The sequence below is a fragment of the Bacillus sp. FJAT-42376 genome (assembly GCF_003816055.1).
Taxonomy (GTDB): Bacteria; Bacillota; Bacilli; order Bacillales; family Bacillaceae; genus Metabacillus_B.
The window spans coordinates 540,887-554,461 of sequence record NZ_CP033906.1 but is presented as its reverse complement, the minus strand read 5'-3'; the positions used below and the strand labels follow the sequence as shown (position 1 = coordinate 554,461).

General features: G+C 42.9%; 11 protein-coding genes. 4 read left to right on the top strand and 7 right to left on the bottom strand.

What is annotated here, in order from left to right:
• Positions 1–119 precede the first annotated feature (119 nt).
• On the bottom strand, positions 120–2,186 hold the full coding sequence (locus CEF21_RS02785) for a class I SAM-dependent methyltransferase (protein WP_123913286.1): 2,067 nt from the start codon (positions 2,184–2,186) through the stop codon (positions 120–122).
• A 117-nt stretch (positions 2,187–2,303) separates the two neighbouring features.
• On the opposite strand from CEF21_RS02785, the gene CEF21_RS02780 reads away from it, so the two are divergent.
• The 3 genes from CEF21_RS02780 to CEF21_RS02770 all read left to right on the top strand — a co-directional run bounded on the left by CEF21_RS02780 (position 2,304) and on the right by CEF21_RS02770 (position 4,715).
• Complete coding sequence (locus CEF21_RS02780; RefSeq protein ID WP_123913285.1) at positions 2,304–2,666, top strand: DUF948 domain-containing protein; 363 nt, start codon at positions 2,304–2,306, stop codon at positions 2,664–2,666.
• 226 nt (positions 2,667–2,892) lie between these two features.
• A complete protein-coding gene (locus CEF21_RS02775) occupies positions 2,893–4,224 on the top strand; it encodes an FAD-dependent oxidoreductase (protein ID WP_123913284.1) in 1,332 nt (443 codons plus the stop codon).
• Positions 4,225–4,445: 221 nt separating this feature from the next.
• On the top strand, positions 4,446–4,715 hold the full coding sequence (locus CEF21_RS02770) for an excalibur calcium-binding domain-containing protein (protein WP_241156751.1): 270 nt from the start codon (positions 4,446–4,448) through the stop codon (positions 4,713–4,715).
• A gap of 34 nt (positions 4,716–4,749) precedes the next feature.
• On the opposite strand, the gene CEF21_RS02765 is transcribed toward CEF21_RS02770, so the two are convergent.
• Genes CEF21_RS02765 through CEF21_RS02755 form a run of 3 tightly spaced genes read right to left on the bottom strand, consistent with a single transcriptional unit; the run spans position 4,750 to position 7,139 of the window.
• A complete protein-coding gene (locus tag CEF21_RS02765) occupies positions 4,750–5,940 on the bottom strand; it encodes a methyl-accepting chemotaxis protein (RefSeq protein ID WP_123913283.1) in 1,191 nt (396 codons plus the stop codon).
• Positions 5,937–6,533: an ECF transporter S component gene (locus CEF21_RS02760; RefSeq protein WP_123913282.1), complete on the bottom strand. Its 597-nt coding sequence runs from the start codon at positions 6,531–6,533 to the stop codon at positions 5,937–5,939. Before CEF21_RS02760 ends, CEF21_RS02765 begins: the two co-directional genes overlap by 4 nt.
• 57 nt (positions 6,534–6,590) lie before the next feature.
• A complete protein-coding gene (locus CEF21_RS02755) occupies positions 6,591–7,139 on the bottom strand; it encodes a DICT sensory domain-containing protein (RefSeq protein ID WP_123913281.1) in 549 nt (182 codons plus the stop codon).
• A 221-nt stretch (positions 7,140–7,360) separates the two neighbouring features.
• On the opposite strand from CEF21_RS02755, the gene CEF21_RS02750 reads away from it, so the two are divergent.
• The gene (locus CEF21_RS02750; protein WP_123913280.1) at positions 7,361–8,593 is read left to right on the top strand and encodes a glycosyl hydrolase family 28-related protein; all 1,233 of its coding nucleotides are present in this window, start codon (positions 7,361–7,363) and stop codon (positions 8,591–8,593) included.
• A gap of 1,017 nt (positions 8,594–9,610) precedes the next feature.
• Here CEF21_RS02750 and CEF21_RS02745 read toward each other — a convergent pair.
• Genes CEF21_RS02745 through CEF21_RS02735 form a run of 3 tightly spaced genes read right to left on the bottom strand, consistent with a single transcriptional unit; the run spans position 9,611 to position 13,261 of the window.
• Positions 9,611–10,570: an alpha/beta fold hydrolase gene (locus CEF21_RS02745; protein ID WP_241156824.1), complete on the bottom strand. Its 960-nt coding sequence runs from the start codon at positions 10,568–10,570 to the stop codon at positions 9,611–9,613.
• Between the two features lie 35 nt (positions 10,571–10,605).
• Positions 10,606–11,367: an ABC transporter ATP-binding protein gene (locus tag CEF21_RS02740; protein WP_123913279.1), complete on the bottom strand. Its 762-nt coding sequence runs from the start codon at positions 11,365–11,367 to the stop codon at positions 10,606–10,608.
• 13 nt (positions 11,368–11,380) lie between these two features.
• Positions 11,381–13,261 carry an FtsX-like permease family protein gene (locus tag CEF21_RS02735; protein ID WP_123913278.1) on the bottom strand — a complete coding sequence of 627 codons (1,881 nt, stop codon included), beginning with the start codon at positions 13,259–13,261 and terminating at the stop codon, positions 11,381–11,383.
• Positions 13,262–13,575 lie beyond the last annotated feature (314 nt).

Below are 13,575 nucleotides of genomic sequence, written 5' to 3'. Positions count from 1 at the left end.
TTTTCTTTCATCTTCAGTGAACAGAGTGCCTATTATGATAAAAAGTGACGGGAGACAGATGCTCCAGTCACTTTTTTTTGCTATCTATATGCTTATTTCCTGTTTTGCTCATTCGGCTTCTAGTTCTTCTCAATCACAATAAAACACGTACTGTCCGGAAGCGCCACCGGGTTTCGGTTTTCATCGAATAGTTCGATTTTCGGAGATAAATGTCCGTCATATCCTTCCTGTAAATAATGTTCAAAAAGCAGAATGTTTGCTTCTTCGCCAAGCGCCGCCTGAATGAAATCCTTAAATTGCGAAGGTGTAAAATAGCCGAATTGCTCCTGCACTTCATGCGGGTAGGCTTCTTCTCCCCATGTATAGGTATAGAGGAATTCCATCGCATCGTTTACTTTCAAAAGGACAGCATCTTCTCCAGTGATTGAGTAGTCGATGGCCCTTCCTTTAAAATCGTTCACATATCTTTTGAAAAAGGAAAGACCATTCGGATCTTTGAAACGAATGATCCGTTTCTGGTCCGCCGGTTCGGTCATGATGCCGTCCCGGATAATGATTCTTCCTTTTCTCCTCAGAGCTTTAAGTGAGCTTCTCAGCGTTTGTGCAATAACCTGATGATTAAACTTTTTACCTTCAAAAGGAATATAGGAGAACATTTCATGAAGGATGGATGAGAACACAATCGTGTCTGCTCCTTCTTCCCCTATGTATTGCTCAAGCTGTAAAGCATCCCCCTGCATGACTTCCCAAGAAGCCTGTTCCCGCTGCTTTTTCCTCTTTAATTCTTCTACTACATTCACCGCAATGTCGATTCCAATCACAGCGGATTCGGGATGGTAACGGCTCAGCAGATCAAGCATGACTCCGCCGCCCGGGCCTATATCGACCATCGTTGCGCCAGCGGCATAATCGGAAATCTTTTTCTTGAAGTCCTGTGAGCTGTTCATATCACTCAAATACGTTTGCTCATTATTCAGCCGGTCATACGCGTCTTTTCTGAAATGGAACAAATCATACAGCAGAACAATGGCCCGGTCATAAAGGGGCGATTTTTCTGCCTCCTGGCAAAACTCGATCAGTTTTTCCCCTGCTGCTGAAAAAGCAAATCCGGCGCCCATCATCTCCATCTGTTCATTCAGCGGAACAGCCCTTAGCCGCACATGCTCATTTACCGGGCTCTTTCCGTCCAGGAGCTCATCAATCGTGTGCTCAGCCAGATAGGATTCGATGATTCTCTTTTTATAGATATTAACGGTTTTTCTGCCTTTATAGTCGTAGAAAAGCTCTTTCATCATCGGTTCAAAGGAAAGATGCCTGAGGGAAGAACCGGATACTGCCTTCTCCGTAAGCAGAAAGATTTTAATAAACTCTTCAAAGCTAAAATCGGTAAGGGCCGCTTCCACATACCATAGGTCCGTTGCCTTGAAAAAAACATGGAACCGGGCTTCCGCTTCCGGAAAAGCGCTGATCCATTGATCATATTCCGTTTCAAAATCCTCTCCCAAGGATGCGGCGCGGGTTCTGAGTCTTCTCAATCTCTCGTACAGCGAAAGCTCCCTGGAGCCTTCTCCCTCACATATCCAGCGGATCAATTCCTCCATTTCCTTATGCACCGACTGCCAGATTTCAGGGGAAACCCCTGTAACAACGCATTGATTGAGCGCAAACAGAAGAGGGTACATTTCACGATCGGAAATGCTTATAAGAGGCTGCATGGAATGATAGCGAACCTCTCCTCTCATAAATTGGCCTGCTAAGCCATGGGTGAGGATCAGCACATAAATAAGCTCCTCCCGCTGCCGATCCCGCATTGATTCCGGCAGTTTTTCCATTTCGGAAGCATAAATTTGAGCGGAGCCTATATTATGAATCGCGAGCTGGAAGCCCTGGCTGATCCACTCCCTTCTTTGGTGAGGAAGGCCGCACTTAGCCGTTTCGCTCCAAATCAGAACTTGTTCCGCTGTTTCTTTTTGATCTGGCGAAAGATTCAGTCCATCCAGTACATGGAGTGTTTTTTCAACGTATTCCAGCACCGGATTTTCTGCCATGCGTTCAAGCGATTCCACTTGTTCAAGGTTTACATTTTTCTCTTTGGTCAGTGAAAGAAATTTCAGCCATTTATGCTCCCGAAGCAGCAGCGTATTTCCTGATTTCAGCTGATGTATGGCACGTAAGGATGCAAGCACGTTGTCCGCTCCTTCCCTTCTATTTTTTTACTTCTCTATCATACCTCAGTATGCCGGAAAAGGAATGGCCCGGCCTCTCCCCTCATAGACTGAGAGTAAAAGAAAGGAGCTGGTCCGATGCTTGAATGGAGTGCAGCCATTGCAGCCGTCGCTTTTACCATTCTCGTCGTTTATTTAATTTTGACTCTGAGAAAAGTCATGACCACACTTGCTGAAACCAAAAAGACGCTTTCCGATGCAAGAACGGCTGTGAATGGAATTACAGAAGAAGCCGGGGAACTCATTCACACAGCGAATCAAATTTCCGAGGATGTAAAAGGAAAAATGAAAGCTGTGGACCCACTGATTGAATCCGCTCATGACGTAGGGGATATCATCCATAATGTAACGACTTCCGTAAAGCGGGCGACTGCCCAAAACAGCAGACCAAAAACGATTCATACCCAGGGAAGCAAACCTGTACAAATTAAATTGAAATAAGCAGCGGAGGCCGAATGAACAGGCCTCTTCTTTTTCATTCACCTGTTTCATCCTTTGCACAATGATTGTCCATTTTAATTAGTCACCATCAACAATATGACTATTTTGTGAAATACTTCACAATTAGTTGCGTTTTATCCGAAACCGAGTATACTGAAGGTAAGTTATGTGAAACTCTTCACATATACTTGTGAAAAACTTCACAATAAACAGGAGGTCTTTTATTATGAAAGTTGTTGTCATTGGATGTACTCACGCTGGAACTGCAGCTGTTTCAAATATGAAAAAGCAATATCCGGAAGCGGAAATTACCGTTTATGAGAAAAATGATAATGTGTCCTTTCTCTCCTGTGGAATTGCTTTATATGTCGGCGGTGTCGTAGAAAGAGCCGAAAGCCTCTTCTACTCTTCACCTGAGGAGCTGGCTGCCCAGGGCATACACATGAAATTAAAACACGAAGTAACCAATATAAATCGTCATGAAAAAGAAATCACCGTCACCAACATGGAATCCGGCGAATCCGTTAAAGACACTTACGATAAACTTGTTGTGACAACAGGGTCGTGGCCGGTCGTTCCAAAGCTTGAAGGAATTGAATTGAATAACATCCAGCTCTGCAAAAACTACACCCATGCAAAAACGATTATCGAAAAATCAAAAGAGGCCAAAAACATTACAGTCGTCGGTGCCGGTTATATCGGGATTGAATTAGTAGAAGCATTCGAGCACTATGGAAAAAATGTCACCCTGATTGATGGAGAAGACCGTATTCTGAATAAATACCTGGATCCGGAATACACCGATAAAATCGAAGAAAAACTGGCTTCAAAAGGGATTACACTGGCCCTCAGCCAAACCGTTCAGCGATTCGAAGGAAAAGACGGCCATGTGGAAAAAGTGATCACTTCAAAAGGGGAATACGAAGCAGACCTTGTTATTCTCTGCATTGGTTTTAAACCGAATACCGGGTTATTAAAAGGCGAAGTAAATATGCTTCCTAACGGAGCGATTATTGTGGATGAATATATGAGAACAAGTGATGAAAACATCTTTGCTGCAGGAGACAGCTGTGCCATCCGCTACAACCCAACCAAACAGCCGGCTTATATTCCGCTTGCAACCAATGCGGTCCGGATGGGAACGCTCGTCGCGAAAAACATCATGAAACCTACGGTACGCTACATGGGCACCCAAGGTACATCCGGAATTAAAATCTATGATTTAAACATCGCCTCTACCGGAGTTACCGAAGCATCTGCTTCCCATTTAGGAATGAATGTGAAATCTATCACAATCAAAGAGAATGATAAACCTGAATTTATGCCTGATTACAGTGAAATCATGCTGAAAGTCGTGTATGAAGAAGAAACCAGCCGGATCGTCGGCGCTCAAGTCATGTCAGAGACGGATGTTACCCAAGCCGTCAACACCCTCTCCGTCTGCATTCAAAATGAGATGACGATCGATGAACTGGGCTTTGTCGATTTCTTCTTCCAGCCGCATTACAACAAGCCTTGGAACTTCCTGAATCAGGCGGGCCTTCAGGCAATCGGCTGAGCCAGGGAAATCCCTGGCTTTTCTTTCATTGAAAGCTCTGTTAAACTTGGCTGTTGATTACCGCTGCAATCAACAGCTGTTAAAAATCAATACCAGGCTTTAACATAGCTTTGCTGAAAAAATTACAGAAAAATAGATTTTTGGAAAAAAATGATTGTAAAAGCCTTTATTCCCCGCTATGATTAGGTTTCTATTGATTTTACGATAAGGGGAAGAACAAGTTGAAAAAAGCATTCATGCTATCTGTTTCTTTAGGTTTATCCATCGGTCTCTCAACAGAGGGAGTCCATTCTGCTGATGCTGCGGTTAAAGTCAAAACCTACTCAAACTGCACAGAGATGAACAAAGTATATAAAGGCGGAGTCTCCCGCGCAGCTTCTGTAAAGAATAAAGGCGGAAAAACAAAATACACGCCTTTTGTTTCTAAAGCACTCTATGATGCAAATAAAAAAAGCGACCGGGACAAAGATTTGATCGCTTGTGAAAAATAAAGTTTTTTGGCCTTCTCAGTTAGAGGAGGTCTTTTTATTTTGCTTCTTTTAGCTCTTCTCTTTCCCTAATGGCCGCGGGGCGGATCCAGGCAACATTTTCATGAACACCTGTTTGTTCTTTTAGCTTCTGCTGAATAGCGTGAATGTGTTCTTCAATCGTCGCGGCCGTCATCTCCAGTTCCATGAGATGGGATTGCTGCTCCATTGTGATTTCGGCGGACCCTTCCGTCTTCGCACTTAACGTTTCCGTCAGGTCCAGTATTTCATTCATGCGGTCAATGAGCTGCTGATTCTCTGTCTCGACTTCTGCTGAATCTCTCTTTACCTCATTGGACTGCTCCGCAAGATGATCGACAGCGGTCATCACTTCTTTGAAAATCCCGTCCATTTCCTGTCCTTTTTCTCTTCCTTCATTCAGAATTTCCTGATTCAGTTCAAAGGCTGTTTCCTGAGAAAGAATGCTTTTATGTACATCCTCAACAATCCGTTCAATGGCGATTGCACTTTCTTTAACTTGTGCCGAAAGTTTGCGGATCTCATCCGCCACAATTCCAAATCCCGCTCCATGCTTGCCCGCCCTTGCAGCTTCTATGGCTGCATTTAAGGCAAGCAGGTTTGTTTGGTTGGCAATATAATCAATCGAACTTAACGCTTTCGTTACTTCCTTCATTTTACCGATCAAAGACTGATTATAAGCTCCGAATTCATCGGTAATCGCCACAATCCTCGCGAACACCTGACTGAAAGCCGCCGCCTTCTGCATGCCGCTTTTGGATAACCCGGTAACATCCGATGCGGTATGGGAAGTGACTTCTATAATGGAATCCAGATTTTGAATCATCCCGTTAATCTTCCCTAAGCGGTCTCCAAATATATGAATGATCTCTTTTTGGGTATCGATATCCTGCACCATTTCCATCAGCTGTGTCCCAACCTGTTCGGAGGAAGCACTTACCTGCGAGTTCATCATTTGAAGATGGCCTCCATGCGCTTCCAGATGACGCAATTCTTCAAGGGAAGCTGTAATCGCAGGAGCCGCGGCGGGTTCCTCTATCTCTTCCCCGGTATCTTCCTTTTTCCTAAGGAGAAGGATTACCGCTAAACATGAAGGGATAACCGTACCCGCTAATGCTGCAGCAAAAGAGGGCAAAAAATATTGATATACCGTTAGCAAAATAGCAAACAGAGACACTCCTGCAATCACGGTCCATCTGGATCTGCTCATATCGCAAAGCTCCTTTTTCGCATAATCCGCATAATCTTGAACGTAAACGGAAGACCGATTAAATAAACCATTGAGATTTTTATTAGATTAAAAGGAATAATAACAAACAGCACCGCTGTTCTCAAATCTTTTACCATAGGATTGAACTGGGCAAATGATGCCGTGTACTGTTCAACAGTCAGCCCAAGCAAATTCATAATGGCAGGCAGGATGACATAGTAGTTAAGGACGTACATGGCCGACAAAAAAATCAGAATGGATAGCAGAATACTTTTCCCATTCACCTTTTTACGCTTGTAATAAAACAGCCCGATCAGGCCGGCAATTAGGGAGCCGGATACAAAATTAGCGAACTGTCCGACCGGAAACCCAACATAGCTTCCGTGCAGCACGTATTCCACCATGTTCTTTATAAGCTGAACGAGTATACCTGCTGCCGGCCCCATTGTAATCGCGCCAATCAAAGCGGGAAGATCGCTCAGGTCAAGCGTTAAAAACGGCGGGAAAAAAGGAAGAGGAATTTTAAAATAATACAGCAGCATGCTGCATGAAGCGAGAATCGCAATGGAGGCCATTCTTTGAGTTTTGGACATGTTTTTTCTCCTCTCATTGATAGAAAAGACAGCTGCATAAGCTGTCTTTTCTGTCATTTATACGGCAGCCGGTGTCTTCAGATGCGGCGCAAGCAGAGTGACAGCACGTTTTACGACGGACGGACTGGAGCTTTTAATCCCCTTGAATTTACGGCTTTCTTCCACTTCATGAATCCCGAAGCCTTCCATATCATAGGCGACCATCATCGATTTAAACATTGGCGTATCAATGATCAGGAACCATTCTCTCATCAGCTCGCTCTTTGGAGGCAGCGCAATATATTCAATTCCATCTGCCGGGTCCATTACCGCATCGTTTTCTCCGAAAATATGAACCTGGGAAAACTCAGTCATCGCCTGAAACCGGTCGAGGACATTTTGAGCTCGGGAAAATTTTTGGAATCCTGCGTACACATTTCCTTTAAGCTTTTTCGTCAACACCATATTTTCCATCATTAAGCACATGTACTCAAGCTGCGGAACACTCGTTTCATATTTTAAAGAGGATGCATTCAGTCTTAATAGAGATGCGTTTTCCAGATGCTCCGTCTCTCCTTCTACTGCTCCAAAACATTCTTTAAATAGAGATAATTTCTGTAATGACATGCCAACAACTCCCTGTTCGGTTTTTATAGAACTTTTTACCCGATTATTTAGTATGATAAACCACATTATTCAACTATATGATAAAAATGTTCTAATCTTTTTGAACTATTTTGTAGAACGAATAGATAACCTGCTCCTCCTATGACTATGTTTCGATTCGCTTTACCCGCGAATGAGGTAAAGTGGAAATGGCAGGCTATTTTTACAGGGGGGATTAGCTGGTGAAAAAAAAAGCATGGTTCGTAATCTTAGCAGTCTCTATCCTTTTGCTGCTCATCGTGGTGATGCATAAGGATGAGGAAAAACATACAGATCCAATCAATGTGAAAACGTATGGCGCTGCTGGAGATGGTGTGAAGGATGATACAAAAGCGCTGCAAAAAGCACTGAAGGACGGGGCTAACAAAAAGGTCTATTTTCCAAAAGGGAATTATAAAGTTACCGGGGGGCTGACTGTAAGCGGCTATACCGAAGTATACGGGGATCATGCCGGAGTTTTTGCCGGCACCGGACTGCAGTCTATTTTGAAAATCAAGGGAGACCATGTCCACATTCACGACCTGACCATTGACGGAAAAGCAAAGGCACTGAGGGGCATCACCGTGGAAGCCGGATCCTCTTATTCTCATATTTCACAAAGCGTCCTAAAAAATTTCAATCAGCCGAAGAATCCGAACTTCTCAAGGCAGACGGTGAGTGCCTTTCGGGTGGAAGGCGGTACGAGCCATACGACACTTGATAAGAGCAGAATTTTTAACGTAATGGCCAGAAATCCAATCAAAGGCTGGGATCACCATGTATCACGCGGAGTCCTGATCAGCCCCGGGGCAAAGAAGCAGTCTGCAGCAAAAAATATCACAATCTCCAATACCTCCTTTTCAAGCATCGGGCCAAAGGATGACGGTGACGGAATCGTGGTACAGGGCTTTAAAGAAAAGGTGAACGTCCGCATACTCCGCAACACCTTTACCAACATTCATAAAAGAGCCATTAAAATTCAGTCCCCCGGGGCGGTCATCAAAAAAAATATTATTTACAACAGCTTCCGTAAAAACAACTACTACACGACGTATTATGATCCAAAGAAATATGATATGTGGGCCGCCATATCAGTCTATGCAGACTATACCGTCATCCAGCAAAACTCCATCACTGGTGCCGGCGATTACGGAAGAATCATTGATGTAGCCAACGCAAGCCATGTGAAAATTGATGCCAACTACATTCAAAACGGGAGCAAAGGCAATTATGCTGACTCCTCTGTGGTATCGATTACATCCGACAAAAAGCGCGAGGCCGCCCATATCATCATATCCAATAACACTCTTGAAAACGGGCGCTACGGAATCTTCGCAGGAAAAAACATCAAGGGCATAAAGGTTTCCAACAACCGCCCTGTCAATGTAGCGGATTATCAGAATAAAGCTTTGAAGGAAACTTTAGAGGAAAGCTGAAGGACAGCCGAACGCCATTTAACAAACCATAAACTTTTTTCACTTCAAAATTTAATGAATGTACCGCAATAGGTATTTATTGTATATTTAGTAAATAATCATACAATAGAAGAGGAGAAGAAAACTCAATGAATTCTCTACTATTTCGGTATATTTCGCTTCTGGTTTGTTTGTTTTTATATATTTATCTTCAGCAAAAAAACTTAGTAATGAAAGAGAATTTTCCCTTTTTTATAAATATTGGAGTTTACTTTACTATTTTCTTAACTTATACATATCTAGAAAAAAAACCTCGAATTCATGTAACCATTCGAAAAATAGGGTTAACTTTGCTCATAATCTACTCGGTTGTAATAGTCATTTTATCTTGGATGTTTAAAGTTTTATTAGCAGTTAAAATTATTTTTTCAATTTCCTTCCTGATCGTAGCTATCTATTTTATTATTCGTTTAAATCGAATGACTAAAGAGTCTAGATAGAAACAGCGCGGTGGTGAGCTCCCGCACTGTTTTTATTTTAATTAAACAGGTCTCCATACAGAAACCATCACAGTTCTTTTTTTCATCTTTAGGCTCTGTTAAAGCCTTGATGTTGATTTTTAACACCTGTTGATTGGAGTGGCAGGACGTACGAGCCATACGACAATCTTCGCAGGAAAAAACATCAAGGGCATAAAAGGATCCAACAACCGCCCTGTCAATGTAGCGGATTATCAGAATAAAGCTTTGAAGGAAACACTGAAGGAAAGCTAAAAAGACAGCCGGAGAGCTGTCTTTTTTGTGTAAACTTACTCATAATGTAAGGCTGAATTAGATTTATGATGAATTTTCAGTCACTTATGATGAATTTTACTGATTTATGATGAAATTCCAGTGGTTTATGATGAAAATGCCTGCCATTATAATGAATTTTCAGGGATTTATGATGAATGGGTATTTTCGTGAGTTCTCCTGCCTTCCAAAGTCGAAATTCTTTTCTATCATGGAAAATAACCATTGTTAGTATCAAGTTTTTCTATTAATCTTTTATAAACTCATTTACATAACTGCTCATTTCTTTATAACGTGTCCAATGCAGGTAATGGTGTCCTTTTAAAGGGACAATTTTACTGGAGGGATTTTTGCTTAATTGCGTCTGATAAAAAGCTGTTTTAGCTTCCGTTTTTACTTTATCTCCTTCCCTGACAAACAATAAAACAGGAATCTCAGGAGGAAATTTCAAATGATCGGTTTTATAAATGTTATTTCTTATTTCCTTTGTTTCATCGACAACATTCCGGTTGTAGCTTTTCCAGGATGAAATAGCTTTAGTCATTGTTAAATTTTTGTTAGAATACGCGCCAGACTCTGCTAATGGAAGGAATTGATTCGGCATAGCATGAACTGCTAATCTTGCCACACCAGTTGGAGCAGCATATTTCACATATTCGGGCAAAGAAGGAGCGGATTCTCCAAAATGCTCAAGCGCCTGTGGCATCAAGGCATCAATTCCGATAACTGCTTCCACTTCTTCTGGATATTTATTGCTGTAATACATACTGTAAATGCCAGAAACCGAGTGCGGCATGATTATGTATGGACCGGATATATATGCTTTTGTTAAAGCTGCTCTCATTTCCTCCACGATATTTTCCACAGTACGGGGTTCCTTTGTTAAATCACTCCAGCCATAGCCAAAGGGCTCTACAACTGCTACCCTGTTATTTTTCGCCAGCTCATCGACCAGCGGTTCAAAGTCCAATGCAGGAGCAGCAGTTCCCAGTCCACTCCATAAAACAATCGTATGGTGCCCATTCCCCTTCGTATAGACATGCATATTCCTTCCATTCACTTTTACGAATGTGCCTTTTTCAGAGAACTTCGTTTTTTCATATACCGTTATTGCTTGATGGATCACCAGTAAGATACAAACGGCTGCCGCAAAAACCAGCAGCACGTTTCTCATCAAAATCCAAAACCTGAATTTCTTTTTGGTCATCAATCCTATCCCTTCTCTCTATACGGCCTTGTTTATTAAAAACTCACAGCCGTTTCCCCTGCCTCTTCTTCCATCTGCGAAAGAACCTTCAAGATTTTCTTATAAAACTGTTCCTTGCTGTCTCCTTTTTTCAATTCGTTATGAAGCTTTCCGTCTTTAATGAAAAGCACACGGTCACAAAAGCTTGCAGCAGCGGCATCATGCGTCACCATCATCATTGTCGCTCCGGTTTCTTTGTTGAGGGTTTCCATAATCTGCAGGACATCTCTGGCAGATTTTGAATCGAGATTTCCTGTCGGCTCATCTGCGAGAATCAGTTTCGGCTGATAAATGATGGCCCTTGCAATCGCCGTTCTTTGTGCCTGTCCGCCGGAAATTTCGTAGGTTCGTTTGTTTAAAATCGAAGCAATGCCAAGTTTTTGTGCAATCCTCTCTGCTTTTTCATTCATCTCTTTCACCCGTAACCCATCAAGGGTGAGACTAAGGACGATGTTTTCCTTCACAGTGAGCGTGGGCAGGAGATTAAAGTGCTGAAAGATAAACCCCAGCTCCCGTCTCCGGAAAAGCGCAAGCTCCTTGGACGATAACCGGTTTGGGTTCTTGCCATCAATTAAAATCTCGCCGGTTGTGGGGGAATCAATGGTTGAAACCATGTTCAAAAGGGTTGTTTTCCCGCTTCCCGATGGACCCATCACCCCGACAAACTCTCCCGGCTGAACAGTCAGATCAATTTTGGAAAGCGCCCGATAGGAAACCTTCCCTTCATACACCTTCGAAACATTTTTCACTTCAAGCATTGCAGCTCCTCCTTTAAATGGCTCGCTTCACTTTTTTTACATAACCAATGCGAATGATGAGGAAATAGATGACCTGAATCAGCATAAAGCTCCCAAGCACCATCGCAATTTCTGTCCAAATTCTTGTACCGAACATATTGCCGAGCGCAATTAGCGCGACAAACCCGTGTGCAGCAGCTACCCCTACCGGAACAAAAAACAGCAGCGACATTTGAACGGTGACAATCTTCTTCATTTCCTTATCCGTCAAACCGATTTTTGAAATCGCCTGATACTTTTTCACATCTCCTTCAAAATCGGCATAGAGGCGGAAATAAAGGAAGCTTCCGGCGGCTGCGAAAAAGACAAAGCCGATAAACAGGCCGACGAATAAGAAAATATTAATCGACTGTTTCACCTGATCGATCTTTACAGCTGATGATGTAAAAAGAAAGGATGGATCCGCTTTCTGACTGAAGGACTGCTCAAGCTTCTTCCCTGCAGCAAGTGTGGAAGAGGCGTTTTCCGTCCGGTAAGCCGTGTAGGATTTCTCCTCTGCTTTGATTGCAGCAAACTGCTGATCGGGAAGGATAACGAGATCTCCTTTAAACAGACTCATTGAGAAAAGCAGTTCTTCCAATACTTTCGGTTTTTTTATTTTCCCGGGAAGCCCATTTACAGTGATCGATTGTGGCTCATCCCCCTTTACCAAACCGCGGGGATACAAAAGGTCCTCCTGCATAATAGCCGCTTCCCCTTTTTTAAGAGACAGCTCCGGTTCTTTCCACATAGCGGCAGTGCGATTGTAGTCGGACTGGCTCATAAACGTGTAGGCCTGATTCCCGCCTTCCGGCTGCTTATAGGGAACACTCAGTTTTTCATAATCTGTCCCTTTCAGTTCCTTCTCGATTTGACGGATCCGCTCATCTTTTTGCTGATCTGACGGGGCCGACTGATACACAAACGCATAAGGCTCCTGCTGCTTCACGCTGTTTGTCATCAGCGCGCGGAAGCCTGCGAGAGTTCCAATTGCTGCAAAAGCAACGGTCGACACAATCGAGACGATAAAAAACATCCGCGCATTGTCCTTCATTCGATAGGATAGATCTGAAAAGGTGACGATATTGGTCCGGTTTAAATAGATCCGCTCATTCTTCTTCAGTTTTGAAATGATCCATACGCTTGCTTGTGTAAAAAGAAAATAGGTTCCAATGACAACTACTATGGTTACAGGAATCATCGCGGTTACGACCATTACTCCCTTCGCAGCAATGGCCGCTGCATATCCCCCAAGTAGCAAAATTCCGGCAAGAATTGAACGAAACCTGGATGCCTTTGGTTCAGGTCTCGGCTTTTCCGTATCCATAAGCAAATCGATCAGTTTATTCCCTCTCAGTACAGCCGCGGTAAACAGCGAGATGATGAAGAATAAAAGGGTAAAGGCTGAAAGAGTCAGTACAATTGCACTTTGAGGCACATAAAATGGAAGTTCCGGAGTAAGTCCGATGACGTACGATCCAAGGATCAGAAGCCCCTTCGAAGCAAGCAATCCGGTTCCTATTCCGAATAGCGTGGAAAGAATTCCGATGACCATGTTTTCCAAAAAGACGAGCTTTCGAAGCTGGAGCTTCGTCATCCCGTGCATGATCAGCAGCCCGAATTCCTTTTTCCTTGTTTTCAAAAACGTACTCATCGAATACAAAATGAAGAAAAAGGTAAACACATAGATGATTGATTCAGCGAAATGCATCCCGGTTGAAGCATCTTTCAGCCTGGCCGCAGTCAGTTCAGGATGAAAGGCCAGAACCGCATAAATAAAGAAGACAAATACCGAAAACGCGCTGCTCAGGAAATAGGCGGCATATGTTCTCCCGTTACGGAGGACGTTATTCAGCGCAAGCTTGCTAAAAGTCAAAACCAACACTCCCTGTAGTCTTATTTGAATTAAGTGTATTATTACAATTAGTACACTTAATACATTAAGAGAATTTCCGTTTGCTGTCAATATAAAAATGGAAAAAGTTTATAACATTCTCCTTTTTATTGAATATTCTTATTCGTTATTCGAAAATACATGGGGTACTATGTGTTTTAGCATCAGCCCCGCTGAAGATCATGACATCTGCAGCAGAACTTACGGAAAATCTGAGGTTATACTGAATAGGGGATCGTTTACTTTCGATATCACACGGGAATGTAGTTGGACAGGTTGGTTACGGGATTTATCCC